The organism is Kribbella aluminosa (genome assembly GCF_017876295.1).
In the GTDB taxonomy this organism is placed as follows: domain Bacteria; phylum Actinomycetota; class Actinomycetes; order Propionibacteriales; family Kribbellaceae; genus Kribbella; species Kribbella aluminosa.
Genome location: NZ_JAGINT010000001.1, coordinates 1,929,111 through 1,953,917, shown reverse-complemented (window position 1 = coordinate 1,953,917; position 24,807 = coordinate 1,929,111). Strand labels below are relative to the sequence as shown.

General features: G+C 68.8%; 24 protein-coding genes and 2 pseudogenes. 14 read left to right on the top strand and 12 right to left on the bottom strand.

What is annotated here, in order from left to right; translation table 11 throughout:
- Positions 1–32: 32 nt before the first annotated feature.
- Positions 33–1,586 (top strand): carboxylesterase/lipase family protein, encoded by a 1,554-nt coding sequence (locus JOF29_RS09610; RefSeq protein ID WP_209693850.1) that lies wholly within the window; start codon positions 33–35, stop codon positions 1,584–1,586.
- Here the strand turns inward: JOF29_RS09610 and JOF29_RS09605 are convergent.
- Positions 1,540–2,178: a TMEM175 family protein gene (locus tag JOF29_RS09605; protein WP_209693849.1), complete on the bottom strand. Its 639-nt coding sequence runs from the start codon at positions 2,176–2,178 to the stop codon at positions 1,540–1,542. The two genes, JOF29_RS09610 and JOF29_RS09605, sit on opposite strands and share 47 nt — an antisense overlap.
- Entirely contained in the window at positions 2,171–3,595 is a 1,425-nt protein-coding gene (locus JOF29_RS09600) for a DHA2 family efflux MFS transporter permease subunit (RefSeq protein ID WP_307863239.1), read from the bottom strand. Before JOF29_RS09600 ends, JOF29_RS09605 begins: the two co-directional genes overlap by 8 nt.
- 127 nt (positions 3,596–3,722) lie before the next feature.
- Here JOF29_RS09600 and JOF29_RS09595 point away from each other — a divergent pair, with 127 nt between their 5' ends.
- Positions 3,723–4,676, top strand: a complete 954-nt coding sequence (locus tag JOF29_RS09595; protein ID WP_209693848.1) for a phosphotransferase enzyme family protein — start codon at positions 3,723–3,725, stop codon at positions 4,674–4,676.
- 8 nt (positions 4,677–4,684) lie between these two features.
- Here the strand turns inward: JOF29_RS09595 and JOF29_RS09590 are convergent, their stop codons facing one another.
- On the bottom strand, positions 4,685–5,167 hold the full coding sequence (locus JOF29_RS09590) for a MarR family winged helix-turn-helix transcriptional regulator (RefSeq protein ID WP_209693847.1): 483 nt from the start codon (positions 5,165–5,167) through the stop codon (positions 4,685–4,687).
- A gap of 232 nt (positions 5,168–5,399) precedes the next feature.
- Here JOF29_RS09590 and JOF29_RS09585 point away from each other — a divergent pair, with 232 nt between their 5' ends.
- The 8 genes and pseudogenes from JOF29_RS09585 to JOF29_RS09555 all read left to right on the top strand — a co-directional run bounded on the left by JOF29_RS09585 (position 5,400) and on the right by JOF29_RS09555 (position 13,050).
- The gene (locus JOF29_RS09585) at positions 5,400–6,563 is read left to right on the top strand and encodes an MFS transporter (protein WP_209693846.1); all 1,164 of its coding nucleotides are present in this window, start codon (positions 5,400–5,402) and stop codon (positions 6,561–6,563) included.
- Positions 6,564–6,573: 10 nt separating this feature from the next.
- Positions 6,574–7,686 carry a ferredoxin-like domain-containing protein gene (locus JOF29_RS09580; RefSeq protein ID WP_307863238.1) on the top strand — a complete coding sequence of 371 codons (1,113 nt, stop codon included), beginning with the start codon at positions 6,574–6,576 and terminating at the stop codon, positions 7,684–7,686.
- Positions 7,659–8,313: pseudogene (locus JOF29_RS09575) on the top strand (precorrin-8X methylmutase). The gene JOF29_RS09580 and the pseudogene JOF29_RS09575 overlap by 28 nt, the downstream one beginning before the upstream one ends.
- Entirely contained in the window at positions 8,313–9,299 is a 987-nt protein-coding gene (locus tag JOF29_RS42885; protein ID WP_245357524.1) for a precorrin-2 C(20)-methyltransferase, read from the top strand. The pseudogene JOF29_RS09575 and the gene JOF29_RS42885 overlap by 1 nt, the downstream one beginning before the upstream one ends.
- Positions 9,300–9,315: 16 nt before the next feature.
- Positions 9,316–9,864, top strand: coding sequence for an SAM-dependent methyltransferase (locus JOF29_RS42880; RefSeq protein ID WP_307863237.1), 549 nt, complete (start codon positions 9,316–9,318; stop codon positions 9,862–9,864).
- Between the two features lie 80 nt (positions 9,865–9,944).
- Entirely contained in the window at positions 9,945–10,637 is a 693-nt protein-coding gene (locus JOF29_RS09565) for a hypothetical protein (protein ID WP_209693845.1), read from the top strand.
- 127 nt (positions 10,638–10,764) lie between these two features.
- Positions 10,765–11,925, top strand: coding sequence for a N(5)-(carboxyethyl)ornithine synthase (locus JOF29_RS45220; RefSeq protein WP_209693844.1), 1,161 nt, complete (start codon positions 10,765–10,767; stop codon positions 11,923–11,925).
- Between the two features lie 51 nt (positions 11,926–11,976).
- Complete coding sequence (locus JOF29_RS09555) at positions 11,977–13,050, top strand: FAD-dependent oxidoreductase (protein ID WP_209696057.1); 1,074 nt, start codon at positions 11,977–11,979, stop codon at positions 13,048–13,050.
- On the opposite strand, the gene JOF29_RS09550 is transcribed toward JOF29_RS09555, so the two are convergent.
- The 3 genes from JOF29_RS09550 to JOF29_RS09540 form a co-directional block, all read right to left on the bottom strand.
- Positions 13,015–14,070: an ArsR/SmtB family transcription factor gene (locus tag JOF29_RS09550; RefSeq protein WP_209693843.1), complete on the bottom strand. Its 1,056-nt coding sequence runs from the start codon at positions 14,068–14,070 to the stop codon at positions 13,015–13,017. The two genes, JOF29_RS09555 and JOF29_RS09550, sit on opposite strands and share 36 nt — an antisense overlap.
- An 81-nt stretch (positions 14,071–14,151) precedes the next feature.
- Positions 14,152–14,625, bottom strand: coding sequence for a GyrI-like domain-containing protein (locus tag JOF29_RS09545; RefSeq protein ID WP_209693842.1), 474 nt, complete (start codon positions 14,623–14,625; stop codon positions 14,152–14,154).
- 83 nt (positions 14,626–14,708) lie between these two features.
- Positions 14,709–15,080: a cupin domain-containing protein gene (locus tag JOF29_RS09540; RefSeq protein WP_209693841.1), complete on the bottom strand. Its 372-nt coding sequence runs from the start codon at positions 15,078–15,080 to the stop codon at positions 14,709–14,711.
- Between the two features lie 62 nt (positions 15,081–15,142).
- On the opposite strand from JOF29_RS09540, the gene JOF29_RS09535 reads away from it, so the two are divergent.
- Together JOF29_RS09535 and JOF29_RS09530 are read left to right on the top strand one after the other, a co-directional pair.
- Positions 15,143–15,607, top strand: a complete 465-nt coding sequence (locus JOF29_RS09535) for a MarR family winged helix-turn-helix transcriptional regulator (RefSeq protein WP_209693840.1) — start codon at positions 15,143–15,145, stop codon at positions 15,605–15,607.
- A gap of 122 nt (positions 15,608–15,729) precedes the next feature.
- Positions 15,730–16,839: an IS110 family RNA-guided transposase gene (locus tag JOF29_RS09530; RefSeq protein WP_307863235.1), complete on the top strand. Its 1,110-nt coding sequence runs from the start codon at positions 15,730–15,732 to the stop codon at positions 16,837–16,839.
- Positions 16,840–17,134: 295 nt separating this feature from the next.
- Here the strand turns inward: JOF29_RS09530 and JOF29_RS09525 are convergent, their stop codons facing one another.
- From JOF29_RS09525 to JOF29_RS09510, 4 genes and pseudogenes are all read right to left on the bottom strand, one after another.
- Complete coding sequence (locus tag JOF29_RS09525) at positions 17,135–18,433, bottom strand: serine hydrolase domain-containing protein (RefSeq protein ID WP_209693839.1); 1,299 nt, start codon at positions 18,431–18,433, stop codon at positions 17,135–17,137.
- A 74-nt stretch (positions 18,434–18,507) separates the two neighbouring features.
- Positions 18,508–18,921, bottom strand: coding sequence for a type II toxin-antitoxin system VapC family toxin (locus JOF29_RS09520; RefSeq protein WP_209693838.1), 414 nt, complete (start codon positions 18,919–18,921; stop codon positions 18,508–18,510).
- Positions 18,918–19,172, bottom strand: coding sequence for a hypothetical protein (locus JOF29_RS09515; protein WP_209693837.1), 255 nt, complete (start codon positions 19,170–19,172; stop codon positions 18,918–18,920). The genes JOF29_RS09520 and JOF29_RS09515 overlap by 4 nt, the downstream gene beginning before the upstream one ends.
- Positions 19,173–19,249: 77 nt before the next feature.
- Positions 19,250–22,061 (bottom strand): annotated as a pseudogene (locus tag JOF29_RS09510) (DEAD/DEAH box helicase).
- Between the two features lie 108 nt (positions 22,062–22,169).
- On the opposite strand from JOF29_RS09510, the gene JOF29_RS09505 reads away from it, so the two are divergent.
- Positions 22,170–22,496, top strand: coding sequence for a hypothetical protein (locus tag JOF29_RS09505; RefSeq protein WP_209693836.1), 327 nt, complete (start codon positions 22,170–22,172; stop codon positions 22,494–22,496).
- Here the strand turns inward: JOF29_RS09505 and JOF29_RS09500 are convergent.
- A complete protein-coding gene (locus JOF29_RS09500) occupies positions 22,447–23,346 on the bottom strand; it encodes an alpha/beta hydrolase (RefSeq protein WP_209693835.1) in 900 nt (299 codons plus the stop codon). The genes JOF29_RS09505 and JOF29_RS09500 overlap by 50 nt on opposite strands.
- Positions 23,347–23,415: 69 nt before the next feature.
- Here JOF29_RS09500 and JOF29_RS09495 point away from each other — a divergent pair, with 69 nt between their 5' ends.
- Positions 23,416–23,871 (top strand): MarR family winged helix-turn-helix transcriptional regulator, encoded by a 456-nt coding sequence (locus tag JOF29_RS09495; protein WP_209693834.1) that lies wholly within the window; start codon positions 23,416–23,418, stop codon positions 23,869–23,871.
- 95 nt (positions 23,872–23,966) lie between these two features.
- Here the strand turns inward: JOF29_RS09495 and JOF29_RS09490 are convergent, their stop codons facing one another.
- Positions 23,967–24,800, bottom strand: a complete 834-nt coding sequence (locus JOF29_RS09490; RefSeq protein WP_209693833.1) for a chitosanase — start codon at positions 24,798–24,800, stop codon at positions 23,967–23,969.
- Between the last annotated feature and the right edge of the window lie 7 nt (positions 24,801–24,807).

The window sequence follows — 24,807 nt, the reverse complement described above, 5'->3', positions numbered from 1 at the left end:
GTCGGGGGCTGGTCCGGCGGAGGCTGCTGGGTATGAAGAGAATCTTGGCGATGATGGCGGCAGCGGTGGTGCCGGTTGGGTTGTTGGTGGGCTTCGCGGGACCTGGCGAGGCTGCACAAGCTTCTGCAGTACGAACTGACAAAGGCCTGGTGGCGAGCAAGACCGTCGGCGATGCGCTCGTGTACGACGGGATTCCGTACGCCGCTCCCCCGGTCGGGGGGCTGCGGTGGAAGGCGCCGGAGCCGGCGCGGGCGTGGAACGGCGTACGGCAGTCGAAGGTCGGCAACGTGTGCCCGCAGCAAGCGAACCCCGAGGCGCCGGGCGGGTCGGCCGCCGAGGACTGCCTCTACCTGAACGTCAGCACCCCCGCGAAACCGTCGGCCAAACCGCGCGCGGTGGTCGTGTGGCTGCCCGGCGGGGGGTTCTTCTCCGGAGCCGGCAGCAGCTACGAGGCGTCGAAGTTCGCGGCCCGCGGCGACGTGGTCGTTGTCACGGTCAACTACCGGCTCGGCATCTTCGGGTTCTTCGGGTACCCGGGCCTGCCCGGCTCCGGGACGTTCGGCCTGCAGGACCAGCAGGCGGCGCTGCGCTGGGTGCAGCGGAACGCCGGCGCGTTCGGGGGCGACCCGCGCAACGTCACCGTCGCGGGCGAGTCGGCGGGCGGGATGAGCGTCTGCGCGCAGCTGACCTCGCCGACGTCCACGGGCCTGTTCGCGAAGGCGATCATGCAGAGCGGCTCGTGCGCGTTCAACTGGGCCGCGAACAGCCAGTACCCGGGTCAGGCCGCGGACTCCCCGTGGATCCCGGCCCGCCAGGTCGAGGCGAACGGCAAGGAGTGGGCGGCCGGCAAGAAGCTGTCCTGTACGACGATCGAGTGCCTGCGCGCCCTCAAGGCCGACGTACTCGTCGACGACACGCTCCAGTTCACCCAGATCGGGTACGGCGGGACGGCGGTCGTGCCGTTCAGCCCGGCGAAGGCGATGCGGGCGGGGCTGTTCCACCGGGTGCCGATCATCTCGGGCAACAACCACGACGAGGCGAACGCGTGGCTGGCCGCGTTCGGTGACATCAAGGACTACCCGGCGCTGGTGAAGAACATGGTCGGCGACTCCAAGGCGGCACAGTTACTGAAGCATTACCCGCAGTCCCGCTACGCGTCGCCTGCGGCTGCGTGGGGTGCTGTGACGACGGACAGGATCTGGTCGTGCACACAGGTAGCGACAGACCAGCAGGCAGCGCGCAAGGTGCCGGTGTACGCGTACGAGTTCGCCGACAAGCACTCCCCGATCGCAGCACCCGGCCTGGGAGCTGCCCACGCCACGGAGCTGCCCTACCTGTTCCGGCTCGGCGGCTACGACTTCCCGATGTCCAAGCCTCAGCAGCAGCTGTCGAACCAGATGATCGACTACTGGACCGCGTTCGCCCGTACAGGCAGCCCCAACGGGCCGGGCCGCCCGCAGTGGACTCCTACCGGTACCAGCTCCGTCAACGGCGTCTCACTCGCGCCGACCGACCAGACCGGCATCCAGCAGGTCAACCTCAGCTCTGAGCACCAGTGCCGGTTCTGGGCGGCTCTGGGCGCATAGCGCGCCACACCCGCATGGTGACCGGCGACAGGAGCAGCAGGAACATCGCGTAGAAGTTCACACCCGGCACGAGCGACGCCAGCAGGAAGGCGACGGCGGTCAGCCCGGTCAGCAAGAGAGAGCCGACGAGCTCCCGCTTGCCGACCGGGTCGTCCGGGTTCTCGAGCTCCTTGTGACCATGCACCAGCCAGGTGATCGCGGTCTGGGTGATGCTGAGGGCAAGGATCGTCCCCGTGTACACCCCGGCGGTGAACCGGTCGCTGCGGAACGCACCCACGATCTCCGTCGGGAACGGCAGTACGACGATCGTCAGCAGCCAGAGCAGGTTCAGCCGCATGACGCTCGGCGTGTACGCGCGGACGTGCTCGAAGACCCGGTGGTGTCCCAGCCAGAAGTTGGCGATCACCACGAAGCTCAGCAGGAACGTGAAGATCTCCTGCCGGTGCTCGCTGATCACGCTCACCGCGTCGCCGCCGTGACTCTTGACCTCGGGGACCAGGTCGACCAGCGGCAGGACGAGCAGCGTGATGGCGATCGCCACCACGGCGTCCGTGAACAGCACCAGCCGGTCGGGATCTCTCGTCCTACTCACGGCCGACAACAGTAGCTGTACTTCGGAGCATCGTGATCGCCAGCAGGACAGCTACGAGTACGAACCCGGCCGCGGCCAGCCACGCTGCGCCGTACCCGTCCCTCAGTGCAAGCAGTTTGCCTTCGGCTGCACGGTGAGCAGTCGTTGAAGCAGCCAGGGTGGCCAGCACGGCGGTTCCTATGGCTGCACCTGCTTGTTGAGCGGTGTTGTTGAGTCCTGACGCCAGTCCGGCGTCGCTTGGGTCCGCACCGGACATGGCCAGCATGATGGCTGACGGGATCGCCACGCCGACACCTGCGCCCATCACGGCGAGCACAGGCCCGACGTTGACGAGGTACGAGCCGTCTACTGGTGCCCTGCTGATCCAGAGCAGGGACAGCATGAAGACGAGCAGTCCGCCGATCAGCATCTTGCGGGGGCCGAAGCGGACGCTAAGACGTGGCGCCAGGAAGAGGGACATCAGTGCGTTCATGACGGGCGAGGGCAGGAAGGCCAGGCCGGTTGTGAGTGAGTCGTACCCGAGTACGCGCTGGACGTACAGGGCAGTGGTGAACTGGAAGCCGAAGCCGGCCGCAGTCATCAGTACGACGATCACATTGGCCACGGTGACCTGGCGGTTGCGGAAGATGCGCAGGGCAAGCAGCGGGTGCTTGATACGCGCCTGCCGTACGACGAATGCCGTCAGCAGCAGGAGCGCCGCTGCTGCTTCCACAAGCGTGCGAGCCAGCGTTGCTTGCGGTTCTGCCGTCTGGACGATCGTGTAGACGGCTAGGGACAGCCCGGCCGTCACAAGGACGGCGCCCAGTACGTCTGCACCGTTAGCGAGGCCCAGACCGGGTTGGAGAGCCAGGAGCCGTACGGCGAACACCAGCGCGGCAAGGCCGATCGGTACGTTGATCAGGAACGCCCAGTGCCAGCCGACGGTCTGGGTGATCACGCCACCGAAGATCAGCCCGATCGACGCGCCACTGGCCGCTGTGAAGCTGTAGACCCCCATCGCCCGCGCCTGCTCGCCCGGCGCAGGGAACAGGCTCACGATCATCCCCAGAATCATCGCCGAGGCCAGCGCCCCACCAACCCCTTGCAGGAACCGCCCCGCGATCAGCACCTCCGCATTGCCTGCCACCCCGCACAGCAACGACGCAGCCGTGAACAACCCGAGCCCCGCGAGGAAGACCCGCTTGCTCCCGATCAGATCCCCGATCCGCCCGGCGAGGAGCAACAGCCCCGCGAACGCGATCAGGTACGAGTTCATCACCCAGGCCAGCCCCGCCTGCGAGAAGCCCAGATCCCCTTGAATCGTAGGCAACGCGACCGTCACCACGGTCCCGTCGAGAATGATCATCAACTGCATCACGCAGAGCACCACGAGCGCCTTCGCCCGGCCCCGCACGGCAACGTCCGCCACCACATCCACAGCCCACTCCGATCTGAGTACTCGATGGGAGAGACCATAACAGATAGTCCTGTAATAGACGATCTTCTATCGAACGACCCCGGGAAATGAGCTGCCGGTCACCACGGCCGGCGTTAGGGTCGCGGGAATGAGAGACGAGCCGACGGAGATCACCTGCGAACTGGTGGCCGGGATCCTCGACGAGCATTGGGACTTCCGGGCCACGGAGGTGACGTACGCGCCGGTGGGGTTCGGCAGTCACCACTGGATCGCGTCCCAGGACGACGCGCCGCACTGGTTCGTCACCGCGGACGGTGTCGGATCGGCAGGCGGCCAGCTGATCGAGGCGGCGATGCGGACGAGCAGGGACCTGGCCGACCGCGGCTACGAGTTCTCCGTCGCGCCGTTGCCCGATCGGAGCGGGCAGTTCGTCCGCGAGGCGCTGCCAGGCTGGAGGTTGGCCGTTCTGCCGTATCTGCACGGGTGGAGTACTCCGGACGGCGGATGGGACGACCCCGCGGAGCGGGAGCAGATCGCGCAGATCCTCGGCCGGCTCCACGCGGCTCCGGCGCCGGAAGCCTTGCAGCGTTGGGAGTTCGCCATACCCGATCGTGACGGACTGCTGGCGGCACTCGCCGACCTCGAGCAGCCCTGGTCCGCCGGGCCGTACTCCGAGCCGACCCGGCTGCGACTGGCCGGCGCGCGCTCGTGCGTGCGCAGCAGACTGGAGTACTACGACGCGCTCGTGCGCGAGGTCGAGGCCTCGGACGATCCGTGGGTCGTGACGCACGGCGAACCACACAGCGCGAACGTCGTCCGGACGGCCGACGGCCAGCTGCGGCTGGTCGACTGGGGGACGGTGCGGCTCGCACCGCGCGAACGCGATCTCGTGGCGGTCCTCGACGACTCGATCGACGTCCTCCCGGCGTACCAGTCGGAGGCCGGTCCGGTCGGTCCACGTGCTGCGGCGATGGAGCTCTTCGACGTCTGGTGGCCGCTGGCGGAGATCGCGTCGTACGTTCAGCTGTTCCGGCAGCCGCACGTCGATTCGGAGGACAGCAAGGAGTCCTGGCGAGAGCTGACGGTGTACGTGCCCGGGTAGGGCCCAGCTCAGCCGGTGCGTTGGCGGGAGCGGCGGACGGGTTGGGCGGTGACGGGACTTGCCAAGGGGCCGTCCACCAGGGCGGTCACGGCGTCTACGAACGGCTGGCGCTGGGGGGCGGGCAGGGCCGCGAGGGCCTCGGCGTGGACGCGGTCGACGATCCGCTGGCCCTCGACGGCGACCCGGGCGCCGGCGTCGGTCACGGCGATGATGCGGGCGCGGCGGTCGGTGGCGGACGGCTTGCGTTCGGCGTACCCGGCCTTCTCCAGGGCGTCGACCGTGACGACCATCGTGGTCTTGTCCATGTACGACAGCTCGGCGATCTGGATCTGGGTACGCTCCGTCTCCAGCGCGTGCCGTAGTACGCACTGCATCCGCAGCGTCAGCCCGACCTCGGCCAGCGCCGCGGACAACTGGGTCTCCAGGACGTGGCCGGCGTGCGTCAGGTAGCCGGTGAGGTCGGGGACGGTGCGTTCCGGGAGTTGCGCCATACCTTCGAGGGTAGCTCGGAACTATCTACCCGCAGATGATCCCGAGCCGGATCATTCCCCGCGGCCGCCGTCGATCAGCTCGTCAGCCGGCCACGGTCGGTCTCTCAGCAGCATGCCCCGTACCCTCCCAGCCGGCACCGGCAATCGCAGAAAAACGACCTCTTGCTCACCGCGGACCGCAGTGTCGCGAAACCGCGAGCCGAGTCGCCGCAGCCCGGGTTGCCTGGAGGACATGACAACGCAGACCGCAACCCGCCCGGCTGTGCAGTGGTACGGCGTCGGCGCGGTGACGCTCGGGATCTTCGCGATCGTCACCACCGAGATCCTCCCGATCGGGCTGCTCACCCCGATCGGCGCCGACTTCGCACTCACCCCCGGCCGTACCGGCTGGCTGATGACGATACCCGGCCTGGTCGCGGCAGTCGCAGCTCCGGTCGTCACCGTCGCCACGGCCCGGCTGGACCGGCGTCTGATGCTCTGCGCCCTCATGGTCCTGCTGGCCGCCGCCGGTTTCCTCGCGGCCGCCGCACCGTTCTTCTGGCTCGAGCTCACCGCCCGGTTCCTGGTCGGCCTGACCATCGGCGGCTTCTGGTCGATCGGCGCGGGACTCGCCGGACGCCTGGTGCCCGAGCCGTGGACGACCCGGGCCACGGCCGTGATCTTCTCCGCGGTCCCCCTCGGCTCGGTGCTCGGCGTACCGGCGGGCACCTTCGTCGGCGGACTCGTCGGCTGGCGTACGTCGTTCGCCGCGCTCGGAGTCCTCGCCGTACTCGCCCTGGTCGCCCTGCGCGTCAGCGTGCCCCCGCTCCCACCACTACAGGTCACCCACGCCGCCGTACTCCGGAAGGCTCTCCGCAGCAGCCGCATGGCTCTGCTTGTTACGTGTCTGATCGTCACTGCACACTTCGCGACCTACACCTATGTCACGCCGTTCTTGCGGGAGGTGGTGCGTCCTGAGCTCATCGGCCTGTTCCTGCTCGTGTACGGCGCTGCAGGGCTTGTCGGCAACGTCATCGCTGGTCTGTACGCCGGCCGCAACCTCAGGGCCGCTTTCACCACCTGTGCCGCCTTGATCGCCACGGCGACCCTACTGATGCCGGTGCTGGGTCGCAGTACGCCGGGAGCCCTGCTGCTGCTCGTGGTGTGGGGTTTCGGGTACGGCGGTGTGCCTGTCTGCTCGATGAGCATGTTCGCCCGCGCCGTCCCGGAGCGGGAAGCGGCGACTGTCTGGTTCACCTCCTCGTTCCAGGCTGTCCTGTCGACGGGCGCGCTCCTGGGCGGTCTGGTGGTCGACGCGTGGTCGCTGTCAGTCGTGATGGTGGCCGGCGGTTGCTGTGCGGTGCTGACAGTCGGAGTCCTGCTGTGGTCCAGAACACAGCGGGTTCCGGGCACGTAGCATCACGCCTGTGGCGAGGACTGAAGGCGATCGGTGCCCTGGTGTGCTGGCGGTGCACCAGGCTGCTGACGGCGGTCTCGCCCGCGTACGGCTACCCGGTGGACGTCTGACCGCCGCACAGGTCGACGTACTGCGTGTTGCTGCCGCTGAGCTGGGTGACGGGCGGCTGGAGCTCACGTCACGCGCCAACGTACAACTCCGTGGGCTGGACGCCGACGGACCGCAGGAGCTGTCCGACAGGTTGTACGCGGCCGGCCTACTGCCGTCGATCGCCCATGAGCGCGTGCGGAACATCATGGCGTCCCCGCTCTCCGGTCTGGACCGAGAGTCGCGGTACGACGTCATGCCGGTGGCGGCTGCGCTTGACGAAGCGCTGTGCGACCGCCCTGAGCTGGCAGAGCTGCCGGGGCGGTTCTTGTTCGCACTGGATGACGGGCGTGGGGACCTGGCTGAGCTGCGGGCGGACGTGGCTGTACGGGCGTTGGACGAGCGGACTGCACTGATGAGCCTTGGAGACCGGGGCGTTCGGGTTGACTGGGCGACAGTGCCTGAGCTGATGGTTGCTGCGGCCGGGGCGTTCCTGCAGGTGCGTGAGCAGGAATGGCGGGTCGCTGAGGTTGCCGGAGGCTCCGGACGGATCCTTGAACGCCTTGGGCTGCAGGCGACTGAGGTGGTGCCTCTTGAGACCACACGGGTTGTTGCTGGTGTGCATGGGACCGCACTGGTCGTGACAGTGCCGCTGGGCAGTCTCACGCAGCAGCAGGCCGCCGCGCTGGGACAGGCCGAAGTCCGTCTCACGCCGTGGCGCTCCGTTGTGGTGCCGTCCAGTACGCGCGGGCTGGAGGACGTCGGGCTGGTCACCACACCGGACTCGGTGTGGGAGGGCGTCACAGCCTGCGCCGGCAAGCCGGGCTGCGCCAAGGCGCTGGCCGACGTGCGAGCAGACGCAACCCACTTACTGGCAGACGTGGGTGGCCTTGTACTGGCAGACGTGCGTGGGCTTGGGCGTGGGAGACGCGTGCACTGGTCCGGATGTGAGCGGCGGTGCGGGAAACCGGCCGGTGAGTTCGTGGATGTGGTTGCTGTCGGTGACGGATATCTGGTGGACGGGGAACGGCTGTGAGTTACGAGTACGAGCGGGACGGCGCGGAGATCTACCGCCGGTCGTTCGCGACGATCCGGGCCGAGGCGGCGCTCGACGGGTTGCCGGCCGACGTGTCGCAGGTCGCCGTACGGATGATTCACGCGTGCGGGATGACCGACCTGGTCGCGGACCTGGCCTGGTCGCCGAACGTGGTGAAGAACGCCCGCGCCGCGCTGCAGAACGGTGCGCCGGTGCTGTGCGACGCGCAGATGGTCGCGGGCCGGGATCACCCGGCGCAGGCTGCCCGCGGACAACGAGGTGATCTGCACACTGCAGGACCCGCGCACCGTCCAGCTCGCACAGCACCTGCAGACCACGCGGAGCGCCGCGGCGGTTGACCTGTGGGCGGACCAGCTCGACGGCGCGGTTGTTGCTATTGGCAACGCTCCGACGACGTTGTTCCGGTTGCTGGAGGTGATCGCGGCGGGTGGTCCGCAGCCGGCCGCGGTGCTGGGGATTCCGGTGGGGTTCATCGGCGCGGCCGAGTCCAAGGAGGCGCTGGCCGCGAACAAGCTCGGCCTCGAGTACTTGGTGGTCAGAGGACGCAGGGGCGGTAGCGCGATCACCGCAGCCGCCGTCAACGCGATCGCAAGCGAGGCGGAGTGATGGGCGAGGCGACGAAGCGTGAGCAGACCGGGCGGTTGTGGGGGGTCGGGCTCGGGCCGGGCGACCCGGAACTCGTCACCGTGAAGGCGGCGCGGTTGATCGGGGCCGCGGACGTGATCGCGTTCCACAGTGCGCGGCACGGGCGGAGCATCGCGCGATCGGTGGCCGCGCCGTACCTCACCGAAGGGCAGCTCGAGGAGCACCTCGTCTACCCGCTCACCACCGAGACCACGGACCACCCGGGCGGCTACCAGGGCGCGATGGACGACTTCTACGCCGACTGCGCCGCCCGCCTGGCCGCCCATCTCGACGCGGGCCGGGACGTCGTTGTCCTCGCGGAGGGCGACCCCCTCTTCTACGGCTCGTACATGCACATGCACAAACGCCTTGCGGATCGCTACCCGTGCGAGGTGGTCCCCGGTGTGACCTCCGTGAGCGCGGCCGCCGCCGTACTCGGCCGGCCGCTCTGCGAACGCGACGAGATCCTCACCGTCCTCCCCGGGACCCTGCCGCCGGACGTCCTGGCCGACCGCCTCCGCTCTACGGACGCGGCAGCGGTGATGAAGCTCGGCCGCACGTTCGAGAACGTGCGTGAGGCGTTCGAGCTGGCGGGCCGTGCGGACGAGGCCTGGTACGTCGAACGCGCCACCACCGACGCCCAGCGCACGGCCCCGCTCAACGAAGTCGACCCGGACGAGGTGCCGTACTTCTCCCTCGCCCTGCTCCCGAGCCCCATCAACAGCACGCTCACTCCCCCGGCCACCAAGACCGCGCCGGAAGGCTCGGTCACCGTCGTAGGCCTCGGACCGGCCGGCCCGGAGTGGATGACTCCAGAGGTACGCGCAGCAATCGCAGGTGCCGACGACGTGATCGGCTACACGACGTACGTCGACCGCTTGCCCGACAGAGCTCGGCAGCGTAAGCACGGCTCCGACAACCGCGTGGAGTCGGAGCGGGGCCGCGTTCGCACTGGACCTGGCCCGTAAGGGCTCCCGCGTCGTTGTGGTCTCGTCCGGCGACCCTGGTGTGTTCGCGATGGCCAGTGCGGTCACAGAGGTGGCGGCGGAGCCGGAGTACGCCGACATCGCCATACGGGTGCTGCCGGGCATGACAGCGGCACAGGCGGTCGCCAGCCGCGTGGGAGCACCGCTGGGGCACGACTACTGCGTGCTGTCGCTCTCGGATCGGCTCAAGCCGTGGGAGGTGATCGCACAGCGCCTGACCGCAGCAGCACAGGCAGACCTCGCCATAGCGATCTACAACCCCGCCTCGAAGTCCCGCACCTGGCAGGTGGCCGCTACGCGGGACCTGCTGCTCGAGCATCGTTCTGCTGACACACCGGTGGTTGTCGGGCGTGACGTCGGCGGTCCGGCGGAGGCGATCACTGTGACAACTCTGGGCCAACTGGACGCTCAAACGGTTGACATGCGGTGCCTGCTACTGATCGGCTCGTCACAGACGCGTACCGTGCCCCGTCCGGCCGGCCCGCTGGTCTTCACTCCGCGCCGATACCCGGCAACGGTCAGTGAGACCACACCAGGAGTCGGTTAAATCCGTGCTCCGCCTGTGTCAGGAAGTGTTCGGACGGGTAGGGGGCGTCCGGGAAACCGACCTGTGAGGAGCCAGCGGACATGAGCCAGCAGTACCCCGGTGACACCGCCACGATCACCACGCCCGCCGGTGACAGCACCCAGCGGTACGAGGAGGCACGGGCCGCGGCAGGCCGGGCGATCAGCACGATCGCGGTCCCGGCGGACGAACAGCTGCGCACCCCGCCGCCGGCTGCAGCGCAGACCGAGGTCGACCCGGAGCTCCTGTCCTACCGCGGTTTCAAGTTCGGTGCCGCGTTCTTCGGCTGGCTGATCGCCATCGCGATGTCGGTGCTGCTGCTGGCCGCCGTGTCCGCCGCCGCGTTCGGGACCGCGCAGATCCTCAACTACACGACCAGTGACGCGAAGGCCCAGCCTGGCGCGGCTTCGATCACCGCGGCTGCCGTCACGATCTTCATGCTCACCCTCGCGTTCTACACCGGCGGGTACGTCGCAGGCCGCCTGGCGCGCTTCGACGGCGGCCGGCAGGGCTTCGGCGTGTGGATGATCGCCGTACTCGTCGGAGCGATCGCTGGCGGTCTCACCTGGTTCCTGGACACCCAGTACGGCCTGACCGGCAACCTCCACCGGCCGAGCGTCGCGCTCTCCGACAACACTCTCCTGCTCGGCAGCGCCGCCGCGGCCGCCGCCCTGCTGGTGCTCACGCTGCTCGCCGCGATCATCGGCGGCAAGGCCGGTCGCCGCTACCACGACCGCATCGACCAGCTTCTCTGAGTACGTGTCGGTTGCCGCGGTGGCAGGAGGCGGCCGCAGACGACGGCGTACCAACGCCGATTGACCGGCCGCACCGTGGCCCGTACTACGGGCTGTGCTACAACAGGCAGTAACCAAAGGGGCCTTCGTGGACCAGTTAACCCTCGGCGTCATCGGTCGTTCCCGCAAGGAGAACGAGCATCGGTTGCCGATCCATCCGCACCACTTCGAGCGGATCGAGGAGGATCTGCGGGGGCGCATCCTCCTCGAGGCCGGGTACGGCGAGCGGTTCGGGCTCTCCGACAAGCAACTGGCCGAATCGGTCGCCGGCGTCGTCGGCCGGGACGAGCTGATCGCCGCCGCCGACGTCGTCCTGCTGCCCAAGCCGCAGCCCGAGGATCTCGCTGAGCTCCGCGACGGGCAGGTGCTCTGGGGCTGGCCGCACTGCGTCCAGGACGAGAAGGTCACCCAGCTCGGGATCGACCGCCGGCTCACGCTGATCGCGTTCGAGGCGATGAACCACTGGACCGCCGACGGCCGGTTCAGCCTGCACGTGTTCCACAAGAACAACGAGCTGGCCGGGTACTGCTCCGTACTGCACGCGCTCGAGCTGGTCGGCTCGACCGGCGACTACGGGCGCCGGCTGCGGGCGGTGGTGATCGGGTTCGGCGCGACCGCCCGAGGAGCCGTCACCGCGTTGAACGCGCACGGCATCCACGACGTCGACGTTCTCACCGGCCGTGACGTGGCCGCCGTCGGCTCACCGATCCACTCGGCGCGGATGGTCCAGTACGACCAGGACGAGGTCGCGCCCGGTGCCGCCCTCGATCCCCGCCGGAGCCACGCGCTGCTGGAGGACGGCCGAGTGCCGCTGGCCGGGTTCCTGGCCGAGCACGACATCATCGTGAACTGCGTGCTGCAGGATCCGGACGCGCCGCTCACCTTCCTGATCGAGGAGGACCTGGCGCTGTTCGAGCCGGGCGGCCTGATCGTCGACGTCTCCTGCGACCTGGGCATGGGCTTCAGCTGGGCCCGGCCGACCGGGTTCGACGACCCGACGTTCATGGTCGGCGACAACATCACGTACTACGGCGTCGACCACAGCCCGTCGTACCTGTGGAACTCGGCGACCTGGGAGATCAGCGAGGCCCTGCTGCCGTTCCTCCGCCCGGTGCTCGAAGGTCCCGCCGGCTGGCACGCCGACGCCACCCTCAGCCGAGCGATCGAGATCGAGGGCGGCACCATCCGCAATACCGGCATCCTGTCCTTCCAGCACCGCTCCCCCGACTATCCTCACCCACGCCTCTGACCCTGGTCCGCCGGTGACCGCGGGAAGACATCAGCCTGGCTTCGCGTTGCGATTGGTGTGCTTGAGGTAGCGGTGATCGGTGCGGGGCAGGCCGGGCTGTCGGCTGCGTACCACCTGGTGCGGTTCGGGTTCGCGCCGTACGACGAGGTGGTCGTGCTGGACCGCAACACGGAGCCGGGCGGTGCCTGGCAGCACAGGTGGGACTCGTTGACGATGCACGACGTCCACGGGATCGCCAACCTGCCCGGAGTGCCGGTGCCGGCGAGCGTCGGGGCCGAGCGGGCCAACGCGTTCGTGCCCGCGTACTTCGCGGACTACGAGAAGCGCTTCGACCTCCCCGTCGTACGGCCGGTGGCGGTCGAGAGCGTGCGGGAGATCGACGGCGGGTTCGCACTGGACACGTCTGCCGGGAGATACTCCGCTGCCGCGCTGGTGAACGCGACCGGGACCTGGGACCGGCCGTTCATCCCGTGGTACCCGGGTATCGAGACGTTCCGCGGGCGTCAGCTGCACACGGCGGACTACCGCGGCGCGGCTGCGCTCGCCGGACAGCATGTCCTCGTCGTCGGTGGTGGTGCGTCTGCGGTGCAATTGCTGGCGGAGGTGTCGGAGGTTGCGACCACCACGTGGGTGACTCGGCGCCCTCCGGAGTGGCGCACCGACGTGGACTTCACACCGGAGTACGGGCGTCAGGTGGTGGCCCGGGTCGAGGAGCGTGTCCGTGCGGGCCTACCGCCTCGTAGCGTGGTCAGTGTGACCGGTCTGCACCTGCGGCAACAGGAACAAGCTGCGTGGGGCCGTGGCGTCTACACGCGGCTGCCGATGTTCTCGCGCATCACACCGGACGGTGTGGACTGGGCGGACGGCAGCAATCAGCACGTGGACACAATCCTCTGGGCTACTGGCTTCCGTGCTGACCTGGCGCACCTGTCCCCACTGCACCTGCGTGAGCCGTCCGGAGGCATCCGCATGAACGGCACCGCGGCTGCAGTCGACCCACGCATCCACCTGGTCGGCTACGGCCCGTCGGCCAGCACCATCGGCGCCAACCGCGCCGGCTTCGCGGCCGCCAGGGCTCTCCGCGACCTCCTAGCGCAGGATGAGCGTGAGCAGGTCGGCGCCTAGGGTCGTGAGCGCGTCGTTGTTCAACCTGTAGGCAACGAACCGGCCCTGGCGTTCAGCGGTGACCAGACCGGCTCTGGTAAGTGCTCGCAGGTGGCGGGTGACCTGTGTCGGGTGCAGACCCCACAACGCAGCGATCTCACCTGCGGTGCGAGGCTCGCTGGCAACCGCGCGGCACACCTGCAGGCGGTCGGGTGACGCCAGGGCGTCCAGGCGTTCCCGGATCTGCTGTGCTGTCGGTACGTCGGCCGCGCGCCCGCGGGTCGGGTAGATGATCGTGATCGGCTCGCCGGGGATCTCTCCGATGAACAGGTGCGGCGCGATGTAGTTGCTCGGGACAAGCAGCAACGAGCGGCTGCCGATGTCGATCCGCTTGCTCTGCACCTTCTGCACCACAACGCTGTCCGCGTCCCGTACGTCGACCGAGGCGTCCAGCGAACGCAGCATCGCCCCAACACCGTCCCGTACTGCCAAGTCACGGTCCTGCCGACCACGTGCAGCCAGGGCATCACGTGACTCGTCCCAGACGGCCCGGAACCACTCCTGCCAGCAGGCGTCCAGCAGGTCGACAAAACGACGTACCGGATCGGCGGGGTCGGTCAGCAGCGACTCGACCAGTGCGGCGGTGGAACGGCCTCGGCTGCGCGCCCAGTGCAGTACTGCGGTGTTGTCGGTGGCGTGGCTGCTCAACGGACGGCCACGGAGCGGGCGGACGAGTTCCGCGGCCACCGCCTCCGGCGGACGTTTCCGCAGCGCTGCCAGCTCGTCGTCCCATGACGGCATACCTGTGGCTGTGGAGGTCGCGAAGAAGCGTGCCCGTACCGCTCGTACGGTCCAGGCCCACTGAGCGAGCTCCCCGCGCAGGTCGTCCGAGAGCGGCACGGCGGCCGCCCAGTCCGCACAGCCGTGGTGTGCAGGCTCAGCCAGCACGTGCAGAGCGCAGCCGAGCTCGATCAGCGGCGAGGCGACGTGCCGGATCCGCTCGGGGTCGAGCCGACTGACGCCTGCCAGGACAGTCGGCACTAGCGCGTGGCTCCCGATCCAGCGCCGTCGCGAGCCCGTGCCGAGTGCCGCGCAGTAGGCGCCGGATCGGGAGCCACGCGCTTAGCCCTTCAGTTTGAACTGCAGGTCGGTGACCCAGTCGTCCATGTCGGGGACCTCGCGGGGGTCGGAGCGGTAGACCTCCAGGCGGGCCGCCCAGATGTCGCCGTCGGCGTCCCACGCAACGCCCTGCTCGTCGCCCCAGGCAAGCAGGTCCCGGGTCGCGCCGAGCAGCCCGTCGGGATGCCCGTGGTGCGTGGCCGTCACGTACCGGCCGGCCGGGAGTACGCCGGTGACGATCTCGCCCTCACCGGAGTGCACGTCGTCGACCGGGAAGCCGATCTCCATCGTCAGCCCGCGGTCCATGTCGACCACGTCGTACTTGAAGAACGGCGCGTCGTTCGGCGCGATCTCCCGGGCCGCCAGCCAGTCGATCACCTCCCGCAACCGGTCCGCGAACGCCGCGATCCCGTCCATCGGCACCGTGCCCCGCAGCGCGACGTACGGCCGCTCCCCCAACTCCACGATCTCCGGCATGACCGGCCCTCCTGGCTCGACAATCCAGCAGAACCAACCTAGTGCCGGACGTCCCCTCAGGTCAGCAACCCGGACCGGTGCGACTACTGCGCCCAGGGCGGCTGGACAGACGTGCCGTCGGCCAGATGGCCGGTGAACCCTGCCGTGATGGCAACGATCAGCTCGGCATTCTCCTCGCCGAGGTTGGTCAGCGCGATCGGCTCACCGGCGGGCACCACGACCGCGTCGCCCGGGCCGAGCCTGTCCCCTCCGTCGCCGAGCTGCACCGTGCCGCTCAGCACCATGAACACCTCGTCGTGGTCGACCGTGTGCGGTGCGTCGCCACCGTGGCCGACGTCGACCGTGAGCCGCCACGTGCACAGCCCGGCCGACCCCCGGCTCGGCGCGGCGTACCCGGTGAACTCGACCCCCGGCAGCCGGAACCGCGGTGCCTCGTCCGCGTGGATGACCTGCATCCGCCTCTCCCCTCATTTAGTCAAGCCAACTTGACCAAGTCAGCTTGACTATCATGGCGGGTATGACGCAATCGGGCAAGCCGGATCTCGGCATCCTCCTACTCCTCGCCGACCAGGAGTTCGTCCGCGAACTCCGCGCGCGACTGGCCGCGCAGGGGTACGAGGACCAGGGCCGCTCGGACGGATTCGTGTTCCGCACGCTGGCCGATGGCCCGACCACGATCAGCCGGCTGGCCGAGCGGCTGGAGATCACCAAGCAGGGCGCCGGCCAGATCGCCGACGACCTCGTACGCCGCGGGTATGTCGAACGTCGCCCCGACCCGACCGACGCCCGCGCGCGCCTGCTGCACCTCACCGACCGCGGCCACGCCGCCCTGTCAGCGGCCCGCCGGTTCCACCGCGACTACGAACGCCGGCTCCGCAAAGCCCTCGGCGACCAGGCGATCGACACCCTGCGCGACGTACTGACCGAGATGACCGGCGAGGCCCAGATCAGCACGCCGCACTTCCGGGCGGGGATGTTCTAGACGGTATGACGTGACGCCGTCGTCGTGACGGGGTTGCGGGCCGGGGCCTCACTCACAGAGATTCGTGGGTTACCGAGTAGGGGCTGCCTGCTCGGCCTATCCGACAGTTGTGGGAGGCCCCGGTGTTTACCGAGCGTACGAGTGTTGGGCTTGATGTGCACGCCCGGTCGGTCGCGGCAGCGGCGATTGATGGCGTCACGGGTGAGCTGTTTCAGGCCAGGCTGACCCCGTCGCACGAGCACATCCGGTCGTGGGTCGCCGGTTTGCCGGGCCCGGTCGCGGTGGCCTATGAGGCAGGGCCGACGGGTTTCGGGCTCTATCGGGTGTTGACCGCGGCCGGGGTCAGGTGCGAGGTCGTCGCGCCGAGCAAGCTGCAACGGCCGGCCGGTGACCGGGTGAAGACCGATGCCAGGGACGCCGTGCATCTGGCGCGGCTGCTGCGGTTGGACGAGATCACCGCGGTCGCGATCCCGACCATCGACCAGGAGGCCGCCCGCGACCTCGTTCGTGCCCGCGAGGACTGCCGCAGCGACCTGATGCGCGCCCGGCACCGGTTATCGAAGCTGCTGCTGCGCCACGGCATCGTCTACGACGGCGGCAACGCCTGGACCGGTAAGCACGACACCTGGCTGCGCAACGACGCCCTCCCACGGCTGACCTCGGTATCTGCTTCGACAGCCACACGTCTGACCTTCGACGCCGACTACGAGACAGTGCTCGCAACCAAGGCCCGTCGCGACCGGCTCGACGCCGCGATCGAACAGCTGGCCGCCGATTCGGAGTTCACTGCACTCGTGCGGCGTCTGGGCTGTCTGCGCGGCATCAGCACGCTCACCGGGTTCGCGCTCGCGGTCGAGATCGGCGACTGGCACCGGTTCACCGGCAACTCGATCGGATCATTCGTCGGGCTCACCCCGGCCGAGTACTCCTCGGGCGGATCGCGCGCTCTGGGCCCGATCACCAAGACCGGCAACGGCCACGCCCGCCGGCTGCTGGTCGAGGCAGCCTGGCACCACCGGCCCCACTACCGGATCGGCAAAACCCTGCGCGACCGCTGGGACCTCGCCCCGGCCGCGGCCAGGATCCGCGGTGACGAAGGAAACCACCGCCTCCACCAACGCTGGGTCCGCTTCATCGACCGCCGCAAACGCAGCACCGTCGCGAACATCGCGATCGCCCGCGAACTCGCCGGCTGGTGCTGGTCACTGGCAACCCTCGACGACGCCACCTGACGCCCGGCCATCGAACTGCTTCGTCAGCCGCACAGGCTCGCCGGCAGCGCGTGGAACGACCCGCGACACTTCTATGAGCAGCCCACCCCCCGGGCGACGCTCGTTCCTAGACACGCGGAACCGTTCCAGCCGAAACAACCGTCCTGCGGTAACCAACCCGCGCATATCAGACTTGACCGCGCGTCGACACCGACACGCTCGGCCGAGCCACAGCCCGACGAAGCACGAGGCGCCCGCCACGGAACACAACCGCGACGGGCGCCTCACCCTGCCCTTGACAAGAACTCACTCCATATCAGAAGTACTGCGGGAACAGGTCGTTCGTCGGCCAGGTCTTCACGCCGTTGGCGGCGGTCCACAGCGCGGCGTCGATGTCGCCGTACGACTTGCCGCTGGCGTCGTCGCGGCGGTTGAACACGGCCGCCCAGCTCATCCCGTTGTACGTGCGGACGACGATCGAGTACGTACCGGGCATGCTGCCGGTGTGCCACGTGTTGCGGCCGGTACCGCCGGTCACCGGGCGGATCTGCCAGCCGAGGCCGTAGTACCAGCCGTCGGAGTTCACACCGATGGACGGCTTCGCCCAGACGCGGCCGAGCGACGTACTGTTCAGCACGCTCGACGGCGCGTCGAACATCTTCGCCCAGCGGACCAGGTCCGGCGCGCTCGCGATCCAGCCGCCGTTCGCGTCCTGGATCCGCATGCTGAACGAGCCGTACGGCGCGGGCACGATCTTCCCGGACATGTCGAGGACCGTCGGGCCGGTGTACTGCGACTCGTACGACGTCTCGCCGCTGTGCTTCGCGAGGGAGTAGCCGAGCGCCATCCGGTTGATCTTCAACGGCGCGAGCAGCTTCTGCTTCACGTAGTTCTCGTAGCTGAGCCCGCTGACCTTCTCGATCACCCGGCCGGCGAGCGTGTACCCGAAGTTCGAGTACACGTACTTCGCGCCCGGGTCGAAGTCGAGCTTCTGCCCGGCGACGTACTTGATCACGTCCGCGGTGTGCAGTTCCATCGGTACGCCGAGGGCCCGCGAGATCGTGGCATCCTTCCACTCCGGGTCGCCGGAGACGTCCCGGTCCCAGCCGCCGAGGTGCTGCAGCACCTTCCACAGCGTGATCTTCGACCACCGCGCATCCCGGGTCAGCCCGGTCGCCGGCTTGATGTCGATGATGTTCGCGACCGGCGTCGACAGGCTCAGCTTCCCGTCCTGCGCCAGCTTCACGATCGCGGCCGCGGTCAGCGACTTCGACAGGCTCGCGATCCGGAACAACGACGTCGGCTGCACCGCCAGCGCGGTCGACGTACTGTAGCCACGGGCAAGCACCAGCCGCCCCTTGTACGTCACCGCGACCTGCCCCGCGGTAATCCCCCGGGCCTGCATGAACGCCTTCATCTGGTTGTCGAACCCGACCAGCGCCGGCACCGCAGTACCGGTCGCCTTCCAGGTAGCAGCAGCATCAGCAGGCCGCCCGATCAGATAGCCGGCCCCGGTCCCCACCGCAGCGGTGGCCCCCGTAGCAACAGCCAACTTCCCAAGACTCCGGCGTGACAACTCCACGAACGTCTTCTCCTTCAGACCAAGGGTGGACAACGCCGGCAAGTCTTTCACCCAACAGGTGCACTCCGCCGAGGATCAGCCACCCGCCTGAATTCAGGTCGAAGTCGCTAAAGCTCGGGCAGAAGCGTGAACGTTGCAACGTGTCTGGGTCTCACCACAGAGAAGTGACGCCGGTCCAGCGTTGCGATTCGCGTCACACCGAGGCGCTCCGCCAGCGCGATGACACAGGCGTCAGCAGTGCCAAGGGGCAAGTCTGCGTAGGTCTCGACCAACTCGGCTGTCCTGGCGAGGTCATCGCGATGCATGGACTCCAGCGTGTAGAGGCCATCGGCCACGTCGCGCAGAAAGTCGGCCTCGACCTGCGCGCTCGCTCTCGAACCGAGCATGTAGCCGATCTCGACCAGCAACGGCTCCGGAAGCACGAGCGGCTCAAGTGTCGTGGTCAACAGGTCGGTGCACTGATGGTGGTAGTCATCGCGGCGGTTGCTCATCGCCACAATGACGCCGGTGTCTACGATCACGCCGACTGACTCGAGCCGTTACCAAGTTCACCGCGAGCGATGTCCTTCACCCGGCCACTGAGGTCGTGCTCACCGTCGAACACGCCCACGGTCCTGAACCGTCGACGCAGCCGGTCAGAGGACTCCGACTCGGCTAGACGCTTGAGCATCCCGACGACGTCCGACATGCGCTCATCCGGCACCGCATCCAGCAGCCGGTGCGCACGCGACCGGGCAGCCTCGTGATCGCGGGGGGCTTCGGTGCCAGTCATAGTACGAAGTCTAGTTCCTCTCTTGGGCGCAGGCTCGCATTGATCGGTCATGCCAAGTGCGCAGGAGCCATGCTCGGTCAGTCGACGACCGTGGCGTAGGAGATTACGCCTCGGCGGATTTGGTCTACTACGGAGCGGGCGGTGGTGCGGAGGGGGGTGGGGGCCGGCGGCGTCGGCTATTTGTTCGGTGAGGTCTATCAGTTGCTTGACCCAGCGGACGAAGTCGCCGGCGGCGAGGTCGGATTCGTAGAGGACTTCGGCGAGGGAGGCGCCGGAGGCCCAGCGGAAGGCGGGCCAGCAGAAGTTGAGGTCCATGGAGCGGAGGAAGTCGACCCGCATGTCGCGTTCGAGGGCGGACAGGTCGCGCCAGATCGCGCCCATCCGCTCCAGCGCCTGCCGTACGTCGCCGCGCGGCAGTCGTGGTGAGGTCGGGTCGTCCTTCGAGCGGGACTCGTACACCAGCGCGGCCAGGCACGCCGCCAGCTCCGGCACCGTCAGGTCGTCGAAGACACCTTGCCGAAGGCACTCGGCAGCGACCAGGTCGAGCTCGGTGTAGATCCGCGCGAGCCGATCCCCCGCCTCGGTCGTCTTGTCGTCGTCCAGGTAATGCAGCGCGTCCAGCACCTGGCAGACCCGGTCGAACTGCCGGGCGATCGTGTTCGTCCGCTGCTCGATCTTGCGTTGTACGTCGCGGTTCTCGCGGTCGAGCCGGAAGTACCGCTCCGCCCAGCGCGCGTGGTCCTCGCGGTCCGAGCACCCGTGGCAGGGGTGGGCACGCAGCTGCGCCCGCATCTCCTGCAGCTCCGGATCGTCGGCGTGCGACATCACGTCGCGGTGGCGCGACGGCGGCCCGTCCTCGCCCAGCAGGTCGGTCCGGTTCCGCAGCACCTGGGCCAGTTCGCGCCGCTGCTGCGGGTTCCGCGGGTTGAACTTGCGCGGGATCCGCAGCGTCCCGATCGCCTCGACCGGCGACGGGAAGTCGACCATCGACAGCTTCCGCACCTGCCGGTCGAGCGTCAGCACGGTCGGCCGCGGCCCTTCCCGCTCGGACCGCATCCCCGGGTCGAGCACCAGCGCCCAGCCCGCACTGCGCCCGGCCGGGATCCGGATGATGTCGCCGGTCTTCAGCTTCTCGATCGACTCCTGCGCCTCGACCCGCTGGTCGAGCTTGCGCCGCTTCGAGCCGGACGACTCCCGCTCGCCGATCCGGCGGCGCAGAGCGGCGTACTCCAGGAAGTCGCCGAGGTGGCACTCGATCGACTCCTTGTACCCCTCGAGCGCCTCGGTGTTGCGCTGCACCTGCCGCGCCAGCCCGACCACGGCCTGGTCGGACTGGAACTGCGCGAACGACAGCTCGAGCATGTCCCGCGCCCGCGTCCGCCCGACCTGGCGGACCAGGTTGACGGCCATGTTGTACGACGGGGAGAACGACGACCGCAGCGGATACGTACGCGTCGACGCGAGTCCCGCGACCGCCCGCGGGTCGAACCCGGGCTGCCAGAGCACGACCGCGTGCCCCTCGACGTCGATCCCGCGCCGCCCGGCCCGCCCGGTGAGCTGCGTGTACTCCCCCGGCGTGATGTCGACGTGCGCCTCGCCGTTCCACTTGGAGAGCTTCTCCAGTACGACGGTGCGGGCCGGCATGTTGATGCCCAGGGCAAGCGTCTCGGTGGCGAACACGACCTTGATCAGCCCGCGCGCGAACAGCTCCTCGACGACCTCCTTGAAGGCCGCGAGCATGCCCGCGTGGTGCGCCGCGATCCCGCGTGACAGCGCCTCGGCGAAGTCGTGGTACCCGAGCACGCCGAGGTCCTCGTCCGGGAGGTCCGCCGTACGCTCGGCGACGACCCGCTTGATCTCGTCGCGCTCGGACGGCTTGGTGAGCCGCAGCCCGGACCGCAGGCACTGCACGACGGCGTCCTCGCAGCCCTTGCGGGAGAAGATGAAGAAGATCGCCGGCAGCAGCGCGCCAGCGTCCAACTCCTCCACGACATCCGAGCGGTACGGCGTGAAGTGGGTCCTGGCCGGCCGGTTACTCGGCAGGTCCCGGCGGCGCCGGGGTTTGCGCGAGTCGTCCCGGAAGATCCGGCTGTCGTCGCGCGCGATCCGGACGAGCTGCGGGTTGACCAGATCGCGCACGTCCGCCTGCACGGCAGCCTTCGCCGGATTTCCGGACTTGCCCGACGCAGGAGCGCCGACCCGAGCGGTCGGCGCCTCACCGGCGAACAGGTCGTGCAGCCGCTTCCCGACCATCACGTGCTGGAACAGCGGCACCGGCCGCTTCTCCTCCAGGACGACGACGGTGTTGCCGCGGACCGTCTCCAGCCAGTCGCCGAACTCCTCGGCGTTGCTCACGGTCGCCGACAGCGAGACCACCGAGACCGAGTCCGCCAGGTGGATCAGCACCTCTTCCCAGACCGCGCCGCGGGACCGGTCGGCCAGGTAGTGCACCTCGTCCATCACGACGTACGACAGACCGAGCAGGGTCTGCGATCCGGCGTACAGCATGTTCCGCAGGACCTCGGTGGTCATCACCACGATCGGGGCCTCGGAGTTGACCGAGTTGTCGCCGGTGAGCAGCCCGACCTTGTCGACGCCGTACCGGCTGACCAGGTCGCCGTACTTCTGGTTGCTCAGCGCCTTGATCGGGGTGGTGTAGAAGCACTTCTGCCCGCGCTCCAGCGCCAGGTGCACGGCGAACTCGCCGACCAGCGTCTTGCCGGACCCGGTGGGCGCCGCGACCAGGACCTGGTGCCCGTCCTCGAGGGCGGCGCAGGCGCGCAGCTGGAACTCGTCCAGCTCGAAGTCGTAGTGCCCCCGGAACTCCTTCACGGCAGGATGCTCCTGGTCCGAGCGGAACGTGGCGTACTTCTCGGACGGGGTACTCATGTGACCAATCTATGCGACGCCCACGACAAAACCCGCCTCGACCATGGTCCGGCGGAGGGATACCAAAGGTTGATCCGGCCGACCGGCTGGCTTGCTTATGGTCGCGGCGTGACCACAATTCGTGTTCGAAGGCTGGCAAGTGTCCTGACCGTCTTCAACCACGTGCCGGTGATGGAGGGCAACACCCGCGACGAGCAGGGGTACTCGCACTTCGTTCCGAGGTACACGTTCTCGTTCGCGGACCGGACGGCGCCGGACCACTTCGGCTTCCCGCCTGGATACCGGGCCGGCGCGTATCACTCGTCGGAGCTGCCGGAGTGGGCTCGGTTCCATGGTGGTGGGGCAACTCAGTCGTTCCAGCTCGGCGGGATCACCCAGATCAGCCTCAGCCGGCAGCACCACTGCGGGTTCTGGTCGCAGCTAGCCGGTTCTTGATGAACGTCGCCGCGTGATCCAGGGCTTCGTCGGCCTCGGGGAGGAGGCCGGCGAAGTACTGGAACACGTGCGGCGCGCCGGCGATCACGTCGAGGCTGACGTCCACCTCCTGCTCGGCGGCCCGGGCCACCAGGCGGAGCGAGTCGTCGAGCAGGACTTCCGCCGTACCGACCTGCACCAGCAACGGCGGCAGGCCCTTCAGGTCGGCGAGGACCGGGCTGGCGAGTTCGTTCCGCGGGTCCGCACCGCCCAGGTAGAGCTCGGCGCTCTCCTCCATGGCGGCGCGGCTGAACAGCGGGTCGTAGTCGCTCCGCGCGTCGATGCTCGGACCGGTCAGCGCCACGTCGGTCCAGGGCGAGAACAGCACCACCCCGGCCGGCATCGGCAGTCCTTCCGCGCGCGCCGCGATCAAGGTCGCCAGCGCCAGGCCGCCGCCGGCCGAGTCGCCCGCGATCACGACCTGCTGATCGGCCAGCTCCCGGTACGCCGCCAACGCGTCGTGGATCCCGGCCGGAAACGGGTGCTCCGGCGCCAGCCGGTACTCCAGCGAAACTGCCGGGACACCGCTGCGACGGGACAGCGGGGCGGCCAGGTTCGCCCCGGTCCGCGCGGAGCCGATCACATAGCCGCCGCCGTGCAGGTAGAGGATCACACCCGCCGCGTCCGCACCCTCGACCCGTACGTCGAGGGCCGGCACACCGCCGATCGTCCGCTCCGCCAGCGTGACGTCGTCGCCGAGCGGCCGGTTCGCGAACAACTCGTCGAACCCGGCCCGCTGCTCCTTCGGCGACCGGCCGACCTCACTCTTCTGCATCATGCCGCGTGCTGCCTGGCGTTCTTCAGCGCTCATCGTCGACTCCTGATGATAGATTCCGAGGAATATAGTTCTTTCCAACTACATTCCGAGGAATCTAATTCCGTGACTGATCTCACAGCACTGTTCACGGACCTGGTCCGGTTGGAAACGCGGATCTACAACGCCGTCGACGCCCGGCTGAAGGCGGAGCACGAGCTGCCGCTCGGCCAGTTCGAGTTCCTGCGCTCCATCGCGTCCCGCGACACCGCCCGGGTCTTCGACCTGGCCCGCGAGCTGGCGATCACCGTCGGCGCGACCAGCAAGGCCGTCGACCGGCTCGAGGCGGCCGGACGCATCCGGCGTACGGCGAACCCCGACGACCGCCGCTCGTCCCTGCTCGAGCTGACCGACGCGGGCGCCGACGCACTCGCGGCCGCGACGCCGACGGTCGAGGCGGAGCTGCAGACCTGGATCGGCTCGGTCCTGCCGGCACCGGTCCTCGAACAGCTCGCCACCAACCTCTCGATGCTCAGGCAGCGCGCGGAGGTCGACTCGCGCACCGACCGGGCCGAGACCTGACCCAGGACCTGGCCCAGGACATGACGCAGGACATGACGCAGCCGGGCTCTCTTCCCTGGTGGTCCGACGAGAGCCCGGCTGCGGTCCGGTGGTGACTAGCTGATGTGGTACGGGTCGCCGTACACCTTCCAGTCCAGCGGGGTGTTCAGCGCGAGGTTGCCCTTCTTCAGCCAGACCCGCTGCGCGGTGTCGACGCGGCTGGTGTCGCTGTGGGCTTCCTCCTGCTTCATTGCCCAGACGCGCGCGTCCAGGAACGCGTTCAGGTACGTCGTCTCGTTCCCGCCCTGCGACGGCGGCTTCGCGTGACTGAGCGCGCGCTTGCGGATGCCGCCGAAGCTGGTCGGGTCGTTACCGTCGCCGTGCATCACGATCGCGTCGTAGTAGCAGAACTGCCCGAGGGTGCCGATCCCGTCGGCCTTGCCCTGCTTGACGGCCGGGTTGAAGTACACGCGGTCGCGCTCGTCGTTCTGGCACGACTGGAACGCGGAGTCCTTCGCCGCGGTCTTCCAGTCCTTCGTGAAGTTCGGGTCGAGGCCCTTGTGCGAGTCGCTGCCGTTCACCTTGCGCAGCGCCGGCAGGTACTTCTCCAGCACGTTGCCCGGCTTCCGGCTCGAGTACAGCTCGACCAGGTCGAGCATGTCGCCGGTTCCCGAGCAGAAGCCGATGATGCCCGCGGTGTACCCGCGGCCGTCGGCGATGTCCTCGATGTACTTGTACTGCGCCTTCCAGTCCAGCGACGAGTTCTCCGCGCTGCAGACGATCTCCATCGCGATCTCCTTCTTCGCGGGATCGTCGAGGCCGGTCGCCTTCACCTGTACCGCGGCGTCGGCGGGCGACGCGTAGCGGGAGGCGGCGAGTCCGGCGGCCGGAACGGCGGCGAGCGACAGACCGAGCAGCAGCGTGGTCCGGCGGGTGGGACGGTTCTCCATGAGGTCC

What these genes read in the sequence shown, in the direction of transcription:
- JOF29_RS09610 (WP_209693850.1), top strand. Translation starts at nt 33, where the DNA reads ATGAAGAGAATCTTGGCGATGATGGCGGCAGCGGTGGTGCCGGTTGGG.
- JOF29_RS09595 (WP_209693848.1), top strand. Translation starts at nt 3,723, where the DNA reads ATGAGAGACGAGCCGACGGAGATCACCTGCGAACTGGTGGCCGGGATC.
- JOF29_RS09590 (WP_209693847.1), bottom strand. Translation starts at nt 5,167, where the DNA reads ATGGCGCAACTCCCGGAACGCACCGTCCCCGACCTCACCGGCTACCTG.
- JOF29_RS09585 (WP_209693846.1), top strand. Translation starts at nt 5,400, where the DNA reads ATGACAACGCAGACCGCAACCCGCCCGGCTGTGCAGTGGTACGGCGTC.
- JOF29_RS42885 (WP_245357524.1), top strand. Translation starts at nt 8,313, where the DNA reads ATGGGCGAGGCGACGAAGCGTGAGCAGACCGGGCGGTTGTGGGGGGTC.
- JOF29_RS09565 (WP_209693845.1), top strand. Translation starts at nt 9,945, where the DNA reads ATGAGCCAGCAGTACCCCGGTGACACCGCCACGATCACCACGCCCGCC.
- JOF29_RS09545 (WP_209693842.1), bottom strand. Translation starts at nt 14,625, where the DNA reads ATGCCGGAGATCGTGGAGTTGGGGGAGCGGCCGTACGTCGCGCTGCGG.
- JOF29_RS09540 (WP_209693841.1), bottom strand. Translation starts at nt 15,080, where the DNA reads ATGCAGGTCATCCACGCGGACGAGGCACCGCGGTTCCGGCTGCCGGGG.
- JOF29_RS09535 (WP_209693840.1), top strand. Translation starts at nt 15,143, where the DNA reads ATGACGCAATCGGGCAAGCCGGATCTCGGCATCCTCCTACTCCTCGCC.
- JOF29_RS09515 (WP_209693837.1), bottom strand. Translation starts at nt 19,172, where the DNA reads ATGACTGGCACCGAAGCCCCCCGCGATCACGAGGCTGCCCGGTCGCGT.
- JOF29_RS09500 (WP_209693835.1), bottom strand. Translation starts at nt 23,346, where the DNA reads ATGAGCGCTGAAGAACGCCAGGCAGCACGCGGCATGATGCAGAAGAGT.
- JOF29_RS09490 (WP_209693833.1), bottom strand. Translation starts at nt 24,800, where the DNA reads ATGGAGAACCGTCCCACCCGCCGGACCACGCTGCTGCTCGGTCTGTCG.